This is a genomic window from Aquaspirillum soli, assembly GCF_054781915.1.
This window is the reverse complement of record NZ_BAAGTM010000004.1, coordinates 19,729-37,771: the sequence shown is the minus strand read 5'-3', so window position 1 is coordinate 37,771 and position 18,043 is coordinate 19,729. Positions and strand designations below refer to the sequence as shown.

Here is an 18,043-nt window from a genome sequence, read left to right as displayed (position 1 = left end):
TCCTTGATTTAATGTGAACCACAACCCGCCAGACGCGGCTCGCCACTGACAGTGGCAGGGCTTAATGTCAGACGACCGGCAAGGATTTCTTCCGCAAACATTTCAGCCGTGCGCGCAGCAGCAGCGGTCATAATGTCGAGGTTGCCAGCATAGGTTGGCAAAAAGTCGCCCAAGCCTTCGACTTCGAGGAATACCGACACCCGATTGCCATCGAACACCGGACCATTTACCAAACGGTAACCCGGTACATATTTTTGGACTTCGCCAATCATGGCGTGAATCGAGGCAGTGATGGCTTCGCGATTGGGTTCACCTTCCACCAAGCAATGCACTGTGTCGCGCATAATGAGTGGTGGTTCGGCGGGATTGATAATAATGATGGCCTTACCCTTTTTCGCCCCACCGACTTTTTCTACCGCACCGGCGGTGGTACGGGTGAATTCATCAATGTTTTTACGGGTGCCCGGACCAGCAGATTTTGAGGACACCGTCGCCACAATTTCACCGTAATTCACCGGCTGTACCCGCGAAATCGCCGCCACCATTGGGATGGTCGCTTGACCCCCACAGGTCACCATATTGACGTTCATTTCACGCTTGCCAACGTGTTCCAACAGATTCACCGGCGGCACGCAATAGGGACCAATGGCAGCAGGCGTTAAATCGACCATCAACACGCCCAACTCATTTAATTTGCGCGAATTTTCTGCGTGCACATAAGCACTGGTGGCATCAAAAGCAATTTGGACTTCATCTGCCAACACATGGGGCAACAAACCATCCACGCCCTCGGCAGTGACTTTCAACCCCAATTCGGCCGCCCGTTTCAGGCCTTCCGATCCTGAGTCAATCCCCACCATCCACAGCGGTTCAAGCACAGGACTGCGCTTTAATTTATACAGCAAGTCGGTACCGATATTGCCGGGGCCGATCAGCGCGCATTTGATTTTTTTGGTCATGGTGTGTTCCTTGAAGAAATGAGGTTCAACACATCGAGGACAGAATGCCGCCCTCGACGCGCAAGGCGGCGCCGTTGGTGGCAGCGGCACGTGGGCTACACACATAGGTCACCAGTGCCGCCACTTCTGTTGGATCAATAAAACGCTTTAAAAGCGAGGTGGGGCGCGCCTCGGCAAAGAACCGGCGTTCGGTTTCTGCCAGATCAAGCCCTTGTTCAGCGGCCAATTTGGCAAAAAACTCACTCACCCCTTCAGTACGGGTCGGCCCCGGCAGGACGGCATTGACAGTGACGCCGGTGCCGGCGGCAGACTGTGCTAGACCGCGAGAAATCGACAGTTCTGCCGCCTTGCTCATCCCGTAGTGCACCATCTCGGTCGGTGGATTAACCCCCGATTCGCTGGAGATAAAGACAATTCGTCCCCAGTTGGCCGACTTCATCAGCGGCAAATAGTGACGCGATAACCGAACACCACTCATTACATTGGTATCAAAGAAGCGTTGCCACTCATCGTCAGAGATAGCTTCAAAAGGAACGGGGTCAAAGATGCCAAGGTTGTTGACCAAAATATCCAGTTGGGGATAGGCATCAATCACCGCTTGGCAACCCGCTGCCGTTGCCAAATCTGCTGCCACGCCGCCCACTTTGGCGGTCGGCAGTTGCGCCAGCAACCGCGTTTGCGCCGCTGCCACACCGGCGGCTGAACGACCATTCAACACCACCGCCACCCCTTCACGGGCGAGCTCAGAGGCAATCGCAAAGCCAATGCCGGCAGTTGATCCGGTAACAAGGGCGGTTTTACCTGCAAGCAACAAATCCATGATCGGCGGTGCCTTATACGAAACGAACGGAGCAACCACCGATGCCACCGATGGTAACGCGCAAGTTGTCGCCTTTTTGAATCGGCACCATGGCCCCCATTGCGCCAGACAACACAATGTCACCCGCTTTCAATGGAATACCAAGACGGCCCAAGGTGTTCGCCAGCCAGACCATGGCATTGACGGGATGACCTAAGGTTGCAGCACCGGCACCGGTAACAACAATTTCACCGTTTTTCTCTAACACCATGCCACACAAGGCCAAATCGACTTTGCTGATATCCACCAGCTGATCGCCTAACACAAACACCCCACACGAGGCATTGTCGGCAACGGTATCTTGGATTTTGATTTTCCAGTCTTGAATGCGCGAATCGACAATTTCAAAACAAGCCATCACCCCTTCGGTGGCTGCCAACACATCCACAGCGGTCACCCCCGGGCCTTGCAAATCTTTTTTCAGCAAAAAGGCAATTTCGCCTTCGGCCTTTGGCTGAATCAGGCGATCAAACGGAATCGCCTCGCCTTCGTTGTACAACATGCCATCCAGCAGATAGCCAAAGTCGGGCTGGTGCACCCCCAACAAATTCATCACCGCTTGGCTGGTCACGCCAATTTTTTTCCCGACCACACGCTCACCTTTTTCAATCCGGCGTGCAATCATGCGTTGTTGAATGTGGTAAGCATCTTCGATAGAAATATCGAGGCCACGCGAAGTCAGTGGGGTGATCGTGCGGCATTCGGTTAACGCGCTATACAACTCATCGCCCAACTCGTTGATCTTGGCTTGTTCCATCTCAAAGGTATCCTTAGGTTGCAGTGGGCATTACAGCTTGATGCAGACGTTTTTCAGCTCGGTGTAGAACTCCAGCGAATGCACACCGCCTTCACGCCCGATGCCCGATTGTTTCGAGCCACCAAACGGGGTACGTAAATCACGCAGGAACCAGCTGTTTACCCACACCAACCCCACTTCTAATTGCGCGGCGACCCGATGGGCGCGGTTGATGTTTTGCGTGTAGACCGAAGCTGCCAAACCATAGTGGGTGTGATTGGCACGGCGGATGACTTCTTCTTCGCTATCGAACGGCATCACTGTGGTGCAAGGGCCAAAAATTTCTTCCCGCACCACCGTAGCGTTGTCGTCTAGGCCAGTCCAAATCGTCGGTTGCACCCATGCCCCTTGCGCCAGCTCAGCCGGCATTTCGGGGATGCCGCCACCGGTGATGACTGTTGCGCCTTCTTCCACGGCTTTTTTGTAGTAGGACAAGACTTTGTTGCGGTGTTCTTGGCTGACCAGCGGGCCCATATTGGTCTGGCTATCGCTAGGCACACCCAATTTCAGTTTTTCTGCACCGGCTTTAAGGCGCGTTACAAAGGCATCAAAAATCGAGCGTTCGACATACACCCGTTCGGTGCCCAAACACACTTGGCCACAGTTGGCAAAACATGAACGCAATGTGGCTTCAATCGCCACCTCCATATCGCAATCAGCAAACACAATCGCTGGGTTTTTACCGCCCATTTCTAACGACACCGGCCGTGCGCCCTCGGCAGCGGCTTTCATAATTGCTGCGCCAGTGCGCGTTTCACCGGTAAAGGTGATGGCATTCACCCCTTGATGGGTGGTGAGGAATTCACCGGCCGACTGTGGGCCAAAACCATGCACAACGTTATAAACCCCTTTTGGCACACCGCAGGCATTCATCACCTCGCCGAGCAGGGTGGCGGTTTGTGGCGTTTCTTCAGAAGGTTTCACCACCACGGTATTACCGCAGGCCAAGGCTGGGCCGACTTTCCATGTCATCAACAACAACGGTAAATTCCACGGACACACCACACCCACCACACCCACCGGACGGCGTACCGCGTAGTTAATCGCGCCCTTGCCATCTGGGGTGGCCATTTCAAAAAATTCGGTCGGCGCGTTTTTAATCACGTCAGCAAAAATTTTGAAATTGGCAGCACCGCGTGGGATATCGATATGCGAGGCCAAGCTTTTTGGCTTGCCGGTGTCGGCACATTCGGCCTCTAAAAACTCATCAAAGCGGCGGGTAATCTCATCCGCCACTTTGTTTAAAATCTCGGTACGTTCTTGTACCGTCATCTTGCCCCAAGGGCCTTCTAATGCAGCACGTGCAGCAGCCACCGCCGCATTGACTTCGCTTTGACCAGCTTCATGCACCATGCCAATCAAGCTGTTATCAACTGGGGTGCGTTTTTCAAACTGTTTTGAGGTGGCGACAAACTCGCCGTTAATAAAATTCAGGATGTCTTTCATGGTGCACAGTGTCCTTATTCAAACGTAGAGAAAAGCGCGTTAGGGTGAACTTAAGCCAATCCAATCGCCGCCAGACCGGCGCGGGCACATTCTTCATCCTCAGCCTCTGACGCACCGGACACCCCGATGCCGCCAATCCAATCTTGCCCAACAGTGATCGGGAGTCCGCCGCCAAAAACCACCAAACGGGGCTGTGATGAGAAACCCAGCTTCATGCCATCATCGTGGCCGATATGTTTCATCCAATCTTTGGTTGGGAAACCGAAACTGGCTGCGGTGTAGGCTTTGTCGATAGCGATATCAACCGAATGTAAAAAGGCACCGGGCATCCGCAAGAAGCTCATCAGATTGCCGCTGCGATCAACAACGGCGACGTTGATACGCCACTGGCGGGCTTCGGCATACAACACCGCCGCACGGGCGGCGGTGGCCGCCGCCTCCCATGTGATACCGGGCAAGAGGGTGGCGGCTTGCATTTAGCTCACCACGCTCAGGAAGGCGTCGTTCAGCTGACGGTCGTGATAGAACACGCCACGGCCCACTTCTTCCCAGCTCCAAGTAATCGGGTGCATGTCGGGATAGTGTTGATAGCCGCCGCAGAAGGTTTCCAGACGGTTGCCGGAAGGATCGAAGAAATAAATCGTGGTGCCTTGGGTGATGCCGTGGCGAGTTGGGCCAATGTCAATCGATACCCGATGGCGGCTCATGATGTCGGCTGCGCGCAACACCTGTTCCCAGCTTTCCATCAGGAAAGAGACATGGTGCAATTTGCCATCTTCAGGATGACGCACCATCGCCAAATCGTGGGCCTTAGCACTACAGGTAATCCAGGTTGCCAAGTCGGTTTCACCGTCTTCCAGCTTGACGCGCTCGACCAACGAGAAACCCAACACTTCGGTAAACAGTTTCAGGTTGCCATCGATATCGCCACCGTAGATCAGCGCATGGTCCATGCGAACTGGACGAATCCCCGGGCCATCGATCACATCGACGTCTGGGTCGTAATACCCCATGCCGTTACCGACGTCGGTTTTTTCGGCATACAGTTCAATGGTGTGGCCAGTAGGCAACACAAAACGCACACGCTCACCGGTTTCTAACAGCTCACCAGCGGGCATACGCTCGGTTTTTACACCATAGGCCTGCAATTTTTGTTCGAAGTCATCTAAGGTTGCTTTGTCGAGCACCTTAAAGCCAAAGAAATCGAGCCCTGCACGATCGGTTTCGCGCAAGATAATGCTGTTGTGGTCGCGTTCTTGACGGGTTTTGAAGTACACGCGGCCTTGGCTGTCACGGCCAGTTTCCACTAAGCCCATCACTTCGGTGTAGAACTTCACCGATTCTTCCATATCCAACACGCGCAGTTGTGCATGTCCTGGACGCAATACGCCGGTCATCGCCATGATGTTTTCTCCTTGTTTAGCTTCTTCTCTATTTCAGCCGTGATTGGCCATTGCTTCGACTCGCTGTTATGCCGCTGGCTTGCGGACATAACAGACATTTTTTTTCATCGAACCCAAAACCTGGACTTCCAAATCTGAGCTTGGCCGAATGCGACACGCCAACACGCGCCCAGCCGCTTCATCTTCTTTGCTGATGTGATCGCGGTTCATCACCTTTGCTTGGTATTCACCCGACAACACCGCCACCTTGCACACCCCACACCCCCCTTGGCGGCAACCGACAGGAATCCCCTTACGACCGAGGTTTTCCATCCCAGCTAACACCGTCTGGTCGGAACGGCAGCGATAGCGTTCTCCGGTATCAGTAATCAGCACATTAAAGGTTGGCGTTGCCATGCTGTTCTCCCGTGAAACATTACGATACAACTTGTTTTTCTCGATGTAAACATTTTTTCTCGAGATTTTTTTGTGCTGCAAAAAACCCTGTTCAGCGTAAAATCTCGAGTATTCGTTTTTTGCAGAAAACTCTGACTCTTTATGTCTCAAGACTCTTTACACGCAGCGGCTATCGAACCCAACAGCCCAAAAACCTTGGCTGAAAATGCCTATCTTCAGCTGCGCCACGACATCGTGACAGGCAAACACCGCCCGGGCAGCAAGCTGCGCGTTGAACACCTGAAAAAGCAATATCAAGTCGGTGCCGGCACGTTGCGCGAGGCGCTGTTATTGCTGGTCACCGATGCCCTTGTCACTGTCCAAGGCCAACGCGGTTTTCGAGTGGCGCCGATTTCACTGGACGATTTTCAGGACATCACCCGCGTGCGGACGGTGCTCGAAGCCGAGGCATTGGCCCAATCTATCGCGCATGGCGATGAAGTCTGGGAGAGCAATGCCGTTGCTGCGTTTCACCGCCTAACGCGAGTGGAGGAAAGATTGCACCAAGGCGATGTTGGCTTTGATGAATGGGAAGCCCGCAACCGCGCTTTTCATTCCAGCCTGCTCGCCGCGTGCCCCTCGCGTTGGACGCTGCATTTCCTGTCTATCCTCTATCAACAATCCGAGCGTTATCGCCGTTTGGTATTAGGCAATCCCACCGTGCCGCGTGATGTCCACGCCGAACACCGTGCTTTGCTCGAAGCCACCCTACAACGCGATGCCAAAACTGCCTGCCGGCTGTTAATTCACCACATCGAAAAAACCCTCGAAGTGGTGCGGCGGCTACCTGCTGACAGCTTTGGCGAATAGCCCACGCTCACTACACATTGCGGAATAAAGGACTCCGCACTTGTTGTGCATCTGCAGCACTAAAAAACTTCTCGGTGTAAATATCACGCTCAAACAACCGGCCCTGCATCAATGTGGCAATCGATGCTTCGATCATGGCCGGTGGCCCACATAAATAGGCTTTCACGCCACGAAAATCGCCAGCAAAGTGTTCTCGAGCAGCTTCATGGGCATGACCACGGAAACCTGCCCACGCGGAGTCTTCCGGTTCAGCCGATAACGCTGGCAGATAGGTAAAGTGGCTGTGTTGTGCGGCCAACTCGGTAAACAAATCGTGGTAGTACAGCTCAGATAATTGCCGCGCCCCTTGCACCAAGGTAATTGGCAACTGACAGCCTTCGGCCAGTAAATCAAGAATCATCGATTTTGGGCTAGATAATCCCGACCCACCGGCGATAAACAACAGCGGCTGTTGCGCCGATTTACGGACAAAAAAGCGTCCGTATGGCCCAGACAAGGCCAGACGGTCACCTTCTTTGAGATTCTCATGTAGCCATGCCGTGGCTTGTCCACCGGGGACATGACGGATATTCAGTTCTAATTCAGCGTCTTGTGGTGCATTTGCCAGCGAAAAGGCACGGGCTTGTTCCACCCCAGGCACTTGCAAATTGACATATTGCCCTGCCTGAAAAGCGAGCTGTTCGCCTGCGGGAAGCTGGAGAAAAATACCTTTGATGGTGGGCGTCAGGTCAACAATCCGGCTAACCGTTGCCACATGGTCGGTGACGGGATAGTTGGCAGCATCGGGCTCTTCTTCAATTTCGGCTTCAATCACCACATCCGATTGCAAGGTGGCACAACACGCCAAGCATTTCCCTTCGTCGCGTTCGAAATCCATCAGCGCAAACGGGCTGGCTTCGCCGTGTTCAATCTCACCATCGTTGACTTGGATTTTGCAGGTGGCACACAAGCCATGACAGCAAGCATGTGGCAGCCAAATGCCTTTCCGTAAACAGGCATCTAAAATGGTTTGGCCCTCTTCGACATCAATCGTCTCGCCGAGGGGTTCAATCGTCAGTTGGTAGCTCATGGCCAAAAATTCCGAGACAAAGACAGCCAGCCCCCCCACCAAGGGCAGTGGTGCTGGCCGTGGGGGTTAGCTACAAGAACCGCGAATGCCGGTTAAACCGGGGGTGCGGAAGCGAATCACGTCTTTATGCCCCAAGCCATTGTCAGCCAACGATTTGTCAAAATCGGGTTGGAAAGTCTGACCTGATTTAAACCATTGCGCCTGCTGCCAGTCGATATTGGCAAAGTCAGGGTGATAGCCAAAGGCCCCGGGCAACACATGGCTCACCACATCACCAAAGCGCATCGCTGGTGGAAATGGGAACGCAAAGGGAGCACAGAACAACAGGTGATCTTCCCAACCGATATACAACAGTTGGTTGCCATGAAATTTATCCGCGCCATCTTTTGGCTGCCCTTGATAGTCTTTCATCGGAGGGGGGTTACGCAGATCTGCGGTTGTCGTCATGATGTGGTTTCCCTTCACACGTTCTGGGTGGCCATACCGCGCCACTGTTCGAAGTTTTTCTGATCTTCCGACCCTTCAAAGCTGAGGTTATCGGCGCCAAATTGGATGTGATACCACTGCAACACAGCGGCCAAGGGGTCGAAGTCGGGGGCGGTGGGGTCAACGCCTTCGGGGAAACAGTTGCCCTGATAGATTTGATGCACCGGCAACCACGACTGCATGTATTTTTCCGGCTCATCTTCAAAGATGTGCTGGCAATGGTCAGAACAGAAATGGTATTTCTCACCCTTGTAGGTGGTTTCGCGATAGGCGATTTTGGTTGGATCGTCTGGCTCGGTGAACAACATCGGAATTTGGCAGGTCTGGCACAACATCGGCAGCGTTTTGTTATAGAAACGGTTACCGGCGGCCTCTTGCTCACGCCAATATTCAAAACGTGGACGGTAGTAACGGTCGAAGCTGTCAGGGTATTTCGACGACAACCAATCCATTTCTTCGGGGGTTGGCATCCAAGTGTGGAACGCCGCCGCCGCACCGTATTGATAGAAGGTCGCCCACGCTTGATGCGAGATGTGGTCTTTTTCTTTAATCGCGGTTTCAACACACTTCGGCATGGTAATGCCATAGCGCGCCAAATCTTTGAACAAGGCACCGGCGTTTTGCTCGAAATAGATATCCCATGCTTCGCGCCAGCTCATCACGCGTTTAGGCAGCATGTAATCCATCATCATCGCCACCAAGGTCAACATCCGCACACCGCGCCATGTCCACTTATCAATCCATTTCTGCACAATCGGCAGATTGTCGGGGTCTTGTTCCAACAGGAATTTGATCACTTCCAGACCCAAGGTCATGTGACGGGCTTCGTCTGATTGAGCCGAGAAACCGAAGGTAACGGTGCCCATATCGCCGTTAAATGCGGCACCCGACATAAACGGCACAAACAACAGATTGGTCAGCACATATTCAAAGCTAAACCCAATCGCGACCATAAATTCAAATGGGCCAGCGGAGATGGCATCGTCAAAGAACGATTTTGGCACCGACAAGTACCACACCCGATCGTGCATGTGACGGAAATCGTGCATGCCGTTGTAGAACTTGTTGTAGTTCGAGATGGTGTGAATTTGGGTTTGAACGTGGCGAATTTCGTCAATTGCCTGCATTTGACAGGCAATGCGCGGGCCCACGCCACGTAATTGACGGCCAGTGTGGGCAAAACCACGGTGAGCCATATATTCCAGCGGTGATACGCCGGTGATAAACAGCTTCAGGGCATTGATATAACGGGCATCGGTGACATTGAGATGGCCATTATTTTGTGCAAACGCATCAATAATTGCGTACAGCTTACGTTCTTTTTCCGATTGGTATTTCCAATAGGCATCCATGGTCAAACGGAAAGGGTCTTCCCATTTGTCCCAATCATGGATTTTGATGCCTTCCATCTTGTCATACGGAAACACCTTATCCATTGGCTGATAGGTGGTTTCCCAACCCAAGCCACGGGTCATGTGTGCGTATTTCTCTTTCAGGCCAAGTTTGCGGCCACTGGTTTTCATATCCATTGCAACACCTCGTATGCTTTAACAGCGGCCCAACTTAGTTGGCCCAAGACAGGGTGAATTCGTCGTCGGTTTCATCGATATTGCCCGACAGGGTAATCAAGTGCAGATGCAGTTCCTGCAAATCAAAATCACGCCCCAACAGCTCCTCAATGCTATTGCGATGAATGGTCAGCGAGCCTTCAGCGTCAATCTTGACCATTGCCGGTGCTTCATTCAGTTCAGCGTGAGGGTTGTCGGCCAAAATGGCTTCGATAATCGGACGGGTATCGTCATTGGTTTGCAGGGCGATAAAAACCTTACTCATGCGGCCACTCCTTCAGTTTGGGCAGCACGCACGCCCAGTTTTTGCATACGAGCTGAAAATTCTTGGGCGATGTCTTCTAACACGGCCGCACCCGTCTCTGGTAAAGCCAGTTGTGCCACCGGCGCCAATGCCACTTGTGCGCGTTGTTGCCAATGCGCCACCCACTGTGCCAACTGTGCTGCGTTGTCGGGCGATTCGGCTGCTGCGGTTTTTAAAGTGGCATCGAGCCATTTGTTGGTTTCGGTTTTCCAATCGCGCATAAACTGCGTCATCATCGAGATGGCAGTACCACCTTGCAGATTGATGGCATCATCAAAGGCTTCGTACACCAAGGGATATAACAAGCCATCGAGCACCACGTTTTGCGCGACCAACAACTCAAACCAGTCATCCAACACAAAGGTGTCCTCAACATAGCGGCGCAATTCTTGCCATTCGGCTTGCTCCAACCACGCTGTTTTAGCAGTGTCTAAAGCATCCGGGCCGCTTAAGGTCAAACCAATGCGGGTCAGATATTGGGCAATACCCAGACGATCCATGGCATGGAACATCGCCGCCTGTGTGATGGCCGTGCCGTAGCCATACGCACAAAGATAGGTGTTGTTCATATTGCCGCCCCATTCCAGATGGCGCAGTGGCAATAACACCTGTAGGGCCTGTTCACGACAGGATTCTGGCAACAGCGCGATCAAACCGCGATCTTCGACAAATTCAAAGGCCGATTCCGCCGCATCTTGTTGTCGTGCCCGTGCCATGGTGTAGGTGCCATAATAGAACTGGCGCGGATCTTTGAAGCTATACCAATCTTTCATCACGATTTGGGTACGGCGGCTGTCAAAGATTTCAAATTGCGGTGCCCAATAAGGGCGATAGTGGAAATTCGCGGTCGGCTGCAGGTCTAACGTGGCCTCTTGGTAACGCGATGCCGCTTTGTCTTGCCCTTGACGGCGGGCAATATGACTAAAAGTCTGGCGTTTGGGGCGAATCGCCACAGTACGCAAATCAATCTGCATTCGTCTCTCCTCGTTATTGTGTGATGTGAATAGCAGGTAAATGAGGCCTAAGCCTCACGTGGGCGTTGTGTCAGTTGACTGTCGCCACTCCGCCATTGCTGTTTGTCTGCATCAATTCGGTCGCTGCTGTCGCTGTCCATTTGGATCACTTGGTTATCACGACAAAACGCTTCGAAATGTTCCACAGGCAAAATCATTTCTACGAACAGCTCTGGTTCACCGATAGCAAAGTCAAATTCGATGAACTGTTGCCCACGCATCCCAGTCACGCGAACGAATTTCGGCAATGTGGCAGGTAGAACTGATGACATGATGAGCTCCAAGGCAAAACTCGGTGGTGAGCAATTTATTCTTATCAAGAAGCGTGCCACGGCAATAAATCTTTGTTTTTGCTGAAAACACGCATTTTTGTTGCGGCGCAGCATCTATAAAAAATTGATGATTTGGTAAAATATCGATTTTTTATTTGATCAAATGGTAAATTGCTCTACATTGAGCTGCCCAAGCGCGCTAAATTTGTAAAAATCACGCGCTTTATCCGCCATCCACCGGCGCAGCACAGCCCTCAAAGAAGGGCGAACACGACACACAACGAGGAGAGAGAAGCATGGCGGCAATCAAATACCCCAAAAATCACGATCTGCGTGAGCTGGTGCATTTCTCGGCAGAAACCGGCCATATTTGGCTGGCAGAAAGCCGAATGTTGATGCTGCATGTGGCCGCGATGGCGGTATTACGGCGAGAAATCATCAGCTTGGTTGGGCTGGAACATGCGCGCAATTTACTCACCCGTGTCGGCTATGTCTCAGGGATGAAGGATGCGGAAATTGCCCGCAAGATACGCGGCAATGGCGACAAGATCGACGCTTTTGTCGTCGGTCCACAGTTGCACATGCTAGAAGGCAGCGTGCAGGTTACGCCGGTCAAAGTGGAATTTGATATGGCGCAGGGTGAGTTCTACGGCGAGTTTTTATGGAAAGACTCGTGGGAATCGGATAGCCATGTCAAAGAATTTGGCCATACCGACCACCCAGTGTGCTGGATGCAAATTGGCTATGCCTCTGGTTATACCTCGGCTTTTATGGGGCAGTTTATTCTGTTCAAAGAAGTGGAATGCGCCGCCAGCGGCAAACCGCAGTGCCGCATCATCGGTAAACCGTTACAAGAATGGGAAGATGCCGACGATTACCGCCATTTCTTCGCGCAAGATTCGATTTTGTCGCAATTACTTGAACTGCAAAAACAAGTGGATTGTTTACGACAAAGCATCAGCCGCACCCCACCCTGTGATGGCATGATTGGCAGTTCTGAACGCTTTCGCCATGCCTGTCATCTGATTCAACGCGCCGCCGCCAGCCAAGTCACGGTATTACTACAAGGTGAAACCGGTGTGGGTAAAGAACGCTTTGCCCGTTTATTACACAAACAAAGTGGCCGCCGAGATAAACCTTTTATCGCCGTTAACTGTGCCGCCATCCCAGAAAATCTGATTGAAGCAGAACTATTTGGGGTGGAAAAAGGCGCTTATACCGGCGCACAACAAACAAGGATGGGCCGGTTTGAACGTGCCGACGGTGGCACCTTATTTTTAGATGAAGTCGGTGAATTGCCACTGGCGGCACAGGCAAAGTTATTGCGGGTCTTACAAGAAGGCGAAATTGAACGGCTGGGCGATCATAAAGTGCGTAAGGTGAATGTTCGTTTAGTCACCGCCACCCACGTTGACCTTAAACAAGCCGTCAGCGAAGGCCGCTTCCGCGCTGATTTGTACTACCGGATTCATGTCTATCCGGTACATATTCCCCCACTACGCGAACGACAAAGCGACATTCCGCTGTTGGTCAACGCGATGTTGGAACGCTTAAGTGTGTTACATGAAAAACCGACGGCAGGCATTACCGACCGTGCGCTGGCGGCGTTATTACAACATCCGTGGCCGGGTAATGTGCGCGAGTTGGAGAACACCATTGAACTGGGTTTGATTTTGGCCGAGCCGGGGGGCTTGATTGAAGTCAATCATCTGTTCCCACAACAGCAGGCCATGAACAACACCGGCCTTGACCAAGGTGGCCACTTACAAGCTGCCATGCCAACAGCAGAACATGATTTATATGAGCAGATGTTAAACAGTGGACTGAGTTTTGATGATATTGAGCGCAATTTTTTGAATCATGCGGTCAAAAAAGCCGATGGCAATTTATCACGGGCGGCAAGGATGTTAGGCATTACGCGGCCACAATTGGCCTATCGCTTAAAAAAGACCAGCGCCTAGACAAGACGACATAGCAAAAATCGCTGCCAATCTGTCAGAATACCGGCCTTCATTTGCCGGATTGAGCTGTTGTTCATGTCACGTCTTCCACCTGCAGCATTCTTACGTCGGGCCCAACATCATTTGCGCCAAGCCGGCGTGATTGCTTATGCCACTGAATCGTGTTTTGGCCTTGGTTGCCATCCGTTATCGGCAAAAGGGTTAAAGCGCGTCATTGCCTATAAAGGACGGCCTAATCATAAGGGCATGATTGTGGTGGCCGCCTCGTTAGCCCAATTACGCCCCTTGCTCGCGCCGTTATCGGTGGAAGCCGAAGCGATGTGTCAACGCTATTGGCCCGGTCCGTATACGCTGTTGCTGCCTGCCGCCAAGCGAGTGTTGCCGCTCTTACGCGGACGCCATCGCACATTAGCCGTTCGTGTGACAGCACACCCGTTTACACAGCGCCTCTGCCAAGCACTGGGCCCGTTAGTGTCCACCTCGGCCAATCGTGCCGGACAACGCTCGCTGCGTTCGGCAGCCGCCTGCCAACGGCAGTTTGGGAAACAAGTCCTCACGCTCCCCGGTCAGATCGGCAAACGGCGCAAACCTTCAACCATTATTGATGTCCAAACTGGGCGTGTGTTGCGCTAATTTTGCCCCCATATAGGCGGCTTTGTTGTCGCAGAGAAAGGATTACTGTGGAATCTGCTCCGCAATCATTGTCTGTTGTGCAGTTAATACTCGATGCCACCTTACCCGTGCAGTTCATCATGGCTTTGTTAGTATTGCTGTCGATTATTTCGTGGATGCATATTTTTAATAAGTGGCGCAGCCTTGGTAAAGCCAATCGCCATGTCGAAAATTTCGAGCGATTGTTTTGGTCGGGTACCGATCTGAACACCATTTACCAACGTGTTGCCACCGAGCCGGACAGTGTTGGCACTGAAAAAATTTTTGCGGCTGGTTTTGGTGAATTTATGAAACTGCGGCGACAACCGGGGGGCGAATTGTCCGACATCATGGATGGCACCCGCCGCGCCATGAAAGCGGCCGCCCAACGTGAAATCGACGAACTCGACCGCCATACTGCTTTCTTAGCCACGGTCGGTTCAATCAGCCCGTATATTGGATTATTGGGAACCGTCTGGGGGATTATGCATGCCTTCATCGGCTTGGGAAATGCCGGTACCGCCACGCTGGCCACCGTGGCACCGGGGATTGCCGAAGCGTTGATTGCCACTGCGATTGGTTTATTTGCGGCGATTCCGGCGGTGATTGGTTACAACCGTTTTTCGCATGAAGTTGACCGCCTCGCCCTACGTTTTGACACCTTTATGGAAGAATTCTCCAACATTCTGCAACGCCAAGCCGCACGGATGCCATTGAGTAATTAGTGCAATTTTACCGATGTAGTGGGCACAGAAACGTGCCCACTCTAGCGGGCTACTGGGCTAGGTGCTTGAGTCGCTCAACACGAGGCCGCTGCTTGTTGTGCTCCGCCTGCCACAAATCATACGTTGCCTGCATACGCAGCCACATTTGCGCATTGATGCCCAACCAATCCTGCAAGCGTAAGGCCATGTCTGCACTGATAGAGGCATGACCATTGAGAATGCGTGACAACGTGGCCCGCGTTACGCCAAGTTGCTTTGCCGCTGCCGTGATAGTTACTTCAGCCGGCCAGCCTTCCTTTAACACTTCGCCGGGGTGAGCTGGATTGTGCATGCCATTCATTGTCACTCTCCTAGTGGTAGTCCAAATAATCAACTAACTCTGCATCTTCGCCATGGAATTGGAAAATTAAGCGCCAGTTACCATTTACGGTAATAGCCCAAAAACCAGACAGATCTCCCGTCAGGGGATGCAGACGCCAAGCAGGAAAATTCATATCTTCCGCGCAGGTAGCCGAATCCAACGCAGTCAGTTGTGCGTGAAGTCGATTAGCATGGTGAGGCTGGATACCGGCCTTGCTGCCTTTGCGATAGAAGGCTTCAAGTCCTTTGTGACGGAAACTTCGAATCATGCACCATTGTATAGCCTTGATATACGAACTACAACAATGCAGTCCCCCACCCAGTTCAGAATAAGACGGTATCTTAATGGATGTTGTCGTTTGTCTTTTTGGGGAAAGAAAATTTTTTTAGCAGGAAATGTGTTTTTGCTATTTCACGCATTTGCAACTTGGGCATAAAATGAAACCATGATGAGGTCAGCAAGTTGCTCAAACACCTCATCATGATGGACCCGCACCGATAAGCGGCTAATCAAAACAATGCGTGGAGATTCAACTGATGGACACTCACTACTCCCCCCTGCCCTCCATCTCGCTGCCAGCAGGAACGGTTTTGCTGTCGCTGGCGCAACGTCCGCGCCGTTCGGTCACGATGGAAAGCCCAGCCGTCGAAGTGATGACCGATTTGCGAGTGCTCGATCCAGTGACCATTGACGATGATGCTTCGGTTGAAGATGCACACCGTCTGATGGTAGGTCGTGCCATTCGTTTATTGTTCGTGATCGACGAGAACAGCAACTTGGTTGGTTTGGTCACCGCTAAAGATATTTTGGGTGAGCGTCCGATGCAGCGCATCCACGAACAAGGCCGCCGCCATAACGAAATTTTGGTGCGTGATGTCATGACACCGCGTGCGGAATTGGAATCGCTGTTGTTGCGTGATGTGGAACATGCCAACGTCGGTCAGCTGATTGCCACCATGAAACGGTATGGCCGCCAACACGCGCTAGTGATTGAAAAAAATCCACAAACAGGTCATCACGAAATTTGTGGTTTGTTCTCCACCTCGCAAATTGCCCGCCGTTTGGGGATTTCGCTGAATTTTGTCCGTGTGCCTAGTAGTTTTTCTGAGATTCAACACACGTTGTTACACGAAGATTGATCTCTTCTCGCACCACAAAAAAGCCAGTCTGTGCGACTGGCTTTTTTATTGCTGTCGTTTAAGCCAGCTTCTTCACAAACTCTGATTTCAACTTCATCGCGCCAATACCGTCAATTTTACAGTCAATGTCGTGATCGCCTTCGACCAAGCGGATGTTTTTCACTTTGGTGCCAATTTTCACCACCAATGAAGAGCCTTTGACTTTCAAATCCTTAATCACCGTTACGCTATCCCCATCCTGCAACAGCGTCCCGTTGGCATCACGAATCACACGCTGTTGTTCTTCAACCACAGCGGCTTGTTGTGGCCATTCATGGGCACACTCAGGACAAACATACATCGCACCATCTTCATAGGTGTAAACAGATTGGCATTGTGGACAGGCAGGCAGTGAACTCATCACAAACTTTCAGCAACATTTGAAAAGACAATTTTATATTTTTGCAGGTGATTTTGATAGCTGTCGTGTCATTTTTGTTAAGGTCAGTTTGAAACATACCCTTTAAGATAAGAATGAGCTTTCTTATCCGAAAAAATCATGAATAAAAAATATCTGTCACAATTTGCACAAGAGATTTTATTGTACTCAGGTCAATTTGCTTTGTTTTATATTATCATGCAAATCATCCTGCAGAAATCACTATTTTTTAGCAGCCTTGATCACAGCTTATTAGTGCTCGCACTGGTTATTCAAACCCACTGCATTATCACAATGGGGCACACTTCAATGACTCGTTTTTTCTGTTCATTGATTGCCCCAGCGATCTACAGTATGGGAGAAATAGGCGAAGGATTTGACCATATCCTGAATGCAGCCCATATTGGTTTTTGGATTTATGCAGCGATTTCCTGTTTTTTCTACCATCTTAAACAACATCCCAATCCATTTGTTACCCAGTTCTCTGAAGTATTAACCGTATTGCTGAATGTCAGCATTTTTATTTTTCTCTATTTCTATCTTGACCTATTCAAAGACCTACGCGATCAATCTGCCCTCACCATCAATAACATTTTTTCTTATACAAGTAATTTCCTAAATGACATCACGCATCACTTTATTATTATTGGCGGCTGTATTCTAGCCATGACCGTCGCACTTGGACGGTTGGAAATTTTACGATTAAAGAACCGAATTTTTCAGCTGTTTGGAACCTATGTTGACCAAAACATCCGCAATCGTATTTTGCAAGAAGATATTGTCGCCACAGATATGTCTCTTTGCATTTTATTTTCTGATATTAAAAATTTTACATATTTATGTGAAAATGCAAGCGCAATTGATGTCACTAAAATGTTGAACATTTATTTTGAACATTGGCACCGAGTGGTATCGAAACACAATGGTGTAGTGGATAAATATATTGGCGATGCCATTATGGTGATTTTTGGTTTAGAGGGTGAGGCACGGGCGTGTGAATCGGCAGTCGCGGCAGCATTAGATTTTGAACAACAATGGCCAATGTTGTTGCAACAATTACAAGCAGAAAAATTACCGACACCAGAGGGTTTTGGTGTCGGCTGTCATTTTGGTAAAGTGATTTTGGGGGATATTGGCAGCCAAGAAAGAAAAAACCATACCGTGATTGGGGATACCGTCAATATCGCTGCGCGTCTTGAAAGCATGACCCGCGAAGAGGATTGTGTATTAGCCGTGTCAGCAAATGTGATACAACGTCTTCCACCGGCCTACTGTCAGTTGTTCCAAGCAAGTGCCAAATTGACGGTTTTACACGGCAAAACCACACCGACTGCATTATTTTGCAAGAAATCATCTTAGACCAAGCAG

The 18,043-nt window shown here is 51.1% G+C and carries 22 protein-coding genes; 6 read left to right on the top strand and 16 right to left on the bottom strand.

The window, feature by feature from the left end; translation table 11 throughout:
* Positions 1 to 8: 8 nt before the first annotated feature.
* The 7 genes from ACYVJG_RS05530 to ACYVJG_RS05500 form a co-directional block, all read right to left on the bottom strand.
* On the bottom strand, positions 9 to 959 hold the full coding sequence (locus ACYVJG_RS05530; protein ID WP_460430172.1) for an acetaldehyde dehydrogenase (acetylating): 951 nt from the start codon (positions 957 to 959) through the stop codon (positions 9 to 11).
* A 25-nt stretch (positions 960 to 984) separates the two neighbouring features.
* Positions 985 to 1,779, bottom strand: coding sequence for an SDR family NAD(P)-dependent oxidoreductase (locus ACYVJG_RS05525; protein WP_460430171.1), 795 nt, complete (start codon positions 1,777 to 1,779; stop codon positions 985 to 987).
* A gap of 13 nt (positions 1,780 to 1,792) precedes the next feature.
* Positions 1,793 to 2,575, bottom strand: coding sequence for a 2-oxopent-4-enoate hydratase (gene dmpE / locus ACYVJG_RS05520; RefSeq protein ID WP_460430170.1), 783 nt, complete (start codon positions 2,573 to 2,575; stop codon positions 1,793 to 1,795).
* Between the two features lie 30 nt (positions 2,576 to 2,605).
* On the bottom strand, positions 2,606 to 4,060 hold the full coding sequence (locus ACYVJG_RS05515; RefSeq protein WP_460430169.1) for a 2-hydroxymuconic semialdehyde dehydrogenase: 1,455 nt from the start codon (positions 4,058 to 4,060) through the stop codon (positions 2,606 to 2,608).
* Positions 4,061 to 4,110: 50 nt separating this feature from the next.
* Complete coding sequence (locus ACYVJG_RS05510) at positions 4,111 to 4,536, bottom strand: GlcG/HbpS family heme-binding protein (protein WP_022653263.1); 426 nt, start codon at positions 4,534 to 4,536, stop codon at positions 4,111 to 4,113.
* Positions 4,537 to 5,463 carry a catechol 2,3-dioxygenase gene (locus tag ACYVJG_RS05505; protein ID WP_460430168.1) on the bottom strand — a complete coding sequence of 309 codons (927 nt, stop codon included), beginning with the start codon at positions 5,461 to 5,463 and terminating at the stop codon, positions 4,537 to 4,539.
* A 66-nt stretch (positions 5,464 to 5,529) separates the two neighbouring features.
* Complete coding sequence (locus tag ACYVJG_RS05500) at positions 5,530 to 5,859, bottom strand: 2Fe-2S iron-sulfur cluster-binding protein (protein WP_022653265.1); 330 nt, start codon at positions 5,857 to 5,859, stop codon at positions 5,530 to 5,532.
* A gap of 141 nt (positions 5,860 to 6,000) precedes the next feature.
* On the opposite strand from ACYVJG_RS05500, the gene ACYVJG_RS05495 reads away from it, so the two are divergent.
* Positions 6,001 to 6,708 carry a GntR family transcriptional regulator gene (locus ACYVJG_RS05495; protein WP_460430167.1) on the top strand — a complete coding sequence of 236 codons (708 nt, stop codon included), beginning with the start codon at positions 6,001 to 6,003 and terminating at the stop codon, positions 6,706 to 6,708.
* 10 nt (positions 6,709 to 6,718) lie between these two features.
* Here ACYVJG_RS05495 and ACYVJG_RS05490 read toward each other — a convergent pair whose 3' ends face one another.
* From ACYVJG_RS05490 to ACYVJG_RS05465, 6 genes are all read right to left on the bottom strand, one after another.
* Positions 6,719 to 7,777 (bottom strand): 2Fe-2S iron-sulfur cluster-binding protein, encoded by a 1,059-nt coding sequence (locus tag ACYVJG_RS05490; RefSeq protein ID WP_460430166.1) that lies wholly within the window; start codon positions 7,775 to 7,777, stop codon positions 6,719 to 6,721.
* 66 nt (positions 7,778 to 7,843) lie between these two features.
* Complete coding sequence (locus tag ACYVJG_RS05485) at positions 7,844 to 8,224, bottom strand: phenol hydroxylase subunit P4 (RefSeq protein WP_460430165.1); 381 nt, start codon at positions 8,222 to 8,224, stop codon at positions 7,844 to 7,846.
* A gap of 14 nt (positions 8,225 to 8,238) precedes the next feature.
* Entirely contained in the window at positions 8,239 to 9,792 is a 1,554-nt protein-coding gene (locus ACYVJG_RS05480; RefSeq protein ID WP_460430164.1) for an aromatic/alkene/methane monooxygenase hydroxylase/oxygenase subunit alpha, read from the bottom strand.
* A 34-nt stretch (positions 9,793 to 9,826) separates the two neighbouring features.
* On the bottom strand, positions 9,827 to 10,096 hold the full coding sequence (locus tag ACYVJG_RS05475) for an MmoB/DmpM family protein (RefSeq protein ID WP_460430163.1): 270 nt from the start codon (positions 10,094 to 10,096) through the stop codon (positions 9,827 to 9,829).
* Positions 10,093 to 11,109 carry an aromatic/alkene monooxygenase hydroxylase subunit beta gene (locus tag ACYVJG_RS05470; protein ID WP_460430162.1) on the bottom strand — a complete coding sequence of 339 codons (1,017 nt, stop codon included), beginning with the start codon at positions 11,107 to 11,109 and terminating at the stop codon, positions 10,093 to 10,095. The genes ACYVJG_RS05475 and ACYVJG_RS05470 overlap by 4 nt, the downstream gene beginning before the upstream one ends.
* A 47-nt stretch (positions 11,110 to 11,156) precedes the next feature.
* Positions 11,157 to 11,420, bottom strand: a complete 264-nt coding sequence (locus tag ACYVJG_RS05465) for a phenol hydroxylase subunit (protein WP_460430161.1) — start codon at positions 11,418 to 11,420, stop codon at positions 11,157 to 11,159.
* Positions 11,421 to 11,716: 296 nt separating this feature from the next.
* Between ACYVJG_RS05465 and ACYVJG_RS05460 the strand changes: the two genes are divergently transcribed.
* The 3 genes from ACYVJG_RS05460 to tolQ all read left to right on the top strand — a co-directional run bounded on the left by ACYVJG_RS05460 (position 11,717) and on the right by tolQ (position 14,757).
* Complete coding sequence (locus tag ACYVJG_RS05460; protein ID WP_460430160.1) at positions 11,717 to 13,381, top strand: sigma 54-interacting transcriptional regulator; 1,665 nt, start codon at positions 11,717 to 11,719, stop codon at positions 13,379 to 13,381.
* Between the two features lie 75 nt (positions 13,382 to 13,456).
* The gene (locus tag ACYVJG_RS05455; protein WP_460430159.1) at positions 13,457 to 14,014 is read left to right on the top strand and encodes an L-threonylcarbamoyladenylate synthase; all 558 of its coding nucleotides are present in this window, start codon (positions 13,457 to 13,459) and stop codon (positions 14,012 to 14,014) included.
* 47 nt (positions 14,015 to 14,061) lie between these two features.
* Complete coding sequence (tolQ, locus tag ACYVJG_RS05450; protein ID WP_460430158.1) at positions 14,062 to 14,757, top strand: protein TolQ; 696 nt, start codon at positions 14,062 to 14,064, stop codon at positions 14,755 to 14,757.
* 49 nt (positions 14,758 to 14,806) lie between these two features.
* Here tolQ and ACYVJG_RS05445 read toward each other — a convergent pair whose 3' ends face one another.
* Together ACYVJG_RS05445 and ACYVJG_RS05440 are read right to left on the bottom strand one after the other, a co-directional pair.
* On the bottom strand, positions 14,807 to 15,097 hold the full coding sequence (locus ACYVJG_RS05445; RefSeq protein WP_460430157.1) for a HigA family addiction module antitoxin: 291 nt from the start codon (positions 15,095 to 15,097) through the stop codon (positions 14,807 to 14,809).
* Between the two features lie 10 nt (positions 15,098 to 15,107).
* The gene (locus ACYVJG_RS05440; protein ID WP_460430156.1) at positions 15,108 to 15,386 is read right to left on the bottom strand and encodes a type II toxin-antitoxin system RelE/ParE family toxin; all 279 of its coding nucleotides are present in this window, start codon (positions 15,384 to 15,386) and stop codon (positions 15,108 to 15,110) included.
* A 268-nt stretch (positions 15,387 to 15,654) separates the two neighbouring features.
* On the opposite strand from ACYVJG_RS05440, the gene ACYVJG_RS05435 reads away from it, so the two are divergent.
* Positions 15,655 to 16,257, top strand: a complete 603-nt coding sequence (locus tag ACYVJG_RS05435) for a CBS domain-containing protein (RefSeq protein ID WP_460430155.1) — start codon at positions 15,655 to 15,657, stop codon at positions 16,255 to 16,257.
* A gap of 58 nt (positions 16,258 to 16,315) precedes the next feature.
* On the opposite strand, the gene ACYVJG_RS05430 is transcribed toward ACYVJG_RS05435, so the two are convergent.
* Positions 16,316 to 16,657 carry a zinc ribbon domain-containing protein YjdM gene (locus tag ACYVJG_RS05430; RefSeq protein WP_022653279.1) on the bottom strand — a complete coding sequence of 114 codons (342 nt, stop codon included), beginning with the start codon at positions 16,655 to 16,657 and terminating at the stop codon, positions 16,316 to 16,318.
* Between the two features lie 327 nt (positions 16,658 to 16,984).
* Between ACYVJG_RS05430 and ACYVJG_RS05425 the strand changes: the two genes are divergently transcribed.
* Positions 16,985 to 18,034 carry an adenylate/guanylate cyclase domain-containing protein gene (locus tag ACYVJG_RS05425; RefSeq protein ID WP_460430154.1) on the top strand — a complete coding sequence of 350 codons (1,050 nt, stop codon included), beginning with the start codon at positions 16,985 to 16,987 and terminating at the stop codon, positions 18,032 to 18,034.
* Positions 18,035 to 18,043 lie beyond the last annotated feature (9 nt).

Coding starts and splice junctions, on each gene's coding strand:
- ACYVJG_RS05425 (WP_460430154.1), top strand. CDS start 16,985: ATGACTCGTTTTTTCTGTTCATTGATTGCCCCAGCGATCTACAGTATG.
- ACYVJG_RS05530 (WP_460430172.1), bottom strand. CDS start 959: ATGACCAAAAAAATCAAATGCGCGCTGATCGGCCCCGGCAATATCGGT.
- ACYVJG_RS05455 (WP_460430159.1), top strand. CDS start 13,457: ATGTCACGTCTTCCACCTGCAGCATTCTTACGTCGGGCCCAACATCAT.
- ACYVJG_RS05475 (WP_460430163.1), bottom strand. CDS start 10,096: ATGAGTAAGGTTTTTATCGCCCTGCAAACCAATGACGATACCCGTCCG.
- ACYVJG_RS05510 (WP_022653263.1), bottom strand. CDS start 4,536: ATGCAAGCCGCCACCCTCTTGCCCGGTATCACATGGGAGGCGGCGGCC.
- dmpE (WP_460430170.1), bottom strand. CDS start 2,575: ATGGAACAAGCCAAGATCAACGAGTTGGGCGATGAGTTGTATAGCGCG.
- ACYVJG_RS05490 (WP_460430166.1), bottom strand. CDS start 7,777: ATGAGCTACCAACTGACGATTGAACCCCTCGGCGAGACGATTGATGTC.
- ACYVJG_RS05440 (WP_460430156.1), bottom strand. CDS start 15,386: ATGATTCGAAGTTTCCGTCACAAAGGACTTGAAGCCTTCTATCGCAAA.
- ACYVJG_RS05435 (WP_460430155.1), top strand. CDS start 15,655: ATGGACACTCACTACTCCCCCCTGCCCTCCATCTCGCTGCCAGCAGGA.
- ACYVJG_RS05465 (WP_460430161.1), bottom strand. CDS start 11,420: ATGTCATCAGTTCTACCTGCCACATTGCCGAAATTCGTTCGCGTGACT.
- ACYVJG_RS05515 (WP_460430169.1), bottom strand. CDS start 4,060: ATGAAAGACATCCTGAATTTTATTAACGGCGAGTTTGTCGCCACCTCA.
- ACYVJG_RS05460 (WP_460430160.1), top strand. CDS start 11,717: ATGGCGGCAATCAAATACCCCAAAAATCACGATCTGCGTGAGCTGGTG.
- ACYVJG_RS05485 (WP_460430165.1), bottom strand. CDS start 8,224: ATGACGACAACCGCAGATCTGCGTAACCCCCCTCCGATGAAAGACTAT.
- ACYVJG_RS05500 (WP_022653265.1), bottom strand. CDS start 5,859: ATGGCAACGCCAACCTTTAATGTGCTGATTACTGATACCGGAGAACGC.
- ACYVJG_RS05430 (WP_022653279.1), bottom strand. CDS start 16,657: ATGAGTTCACTGCCTGCCTGTCCACAATGCCAATCTGTTTACACCTAT.
- ACYVJG_RS05470 (WP_460430162.1), bottom strand. CDS start 11,109: ATGCAGATTGATTTGCGTACTGTGGCGATTCGCCCCAAACGCCAGACT.
- ACYVJG_RS05495 (WP_460430167.1), top strand. CDS start 6,001: ATGTCTCAAGACTCTTTACACGCAGCGGCTATCGAACCCAACAGCCCA.
- ACYVJG_RS05445 (WP_460430157.1), bottom strand. CDS start 15,097: ATGAATGGCATGCACAATCCAGCTCACCCCGGCGAAGTGTTAAAGGAA.
- ACYVJG_RS05480 (WP_460430164.1), bottom strand. CDS start 9,792: ATGGATATGAAAACCAGTGGCCGCAAACTTGGCCTGAAAGAGAAATAC.
- ACYVJG_RS05505 (WP_460430168.1), bottom strand. CDS start 5,463: ATGGCGATGACCGGCGTATTGCGTCCAGGACATGCACAACTGCGCGTG.
- ACYVJG_RS05525 (WP_460430171.1), bottom strand. CDS start 1,779: ATGGATTTGTTGCTTGCAGGTAAAACCGCCCTTGTTACCGGATCAACT.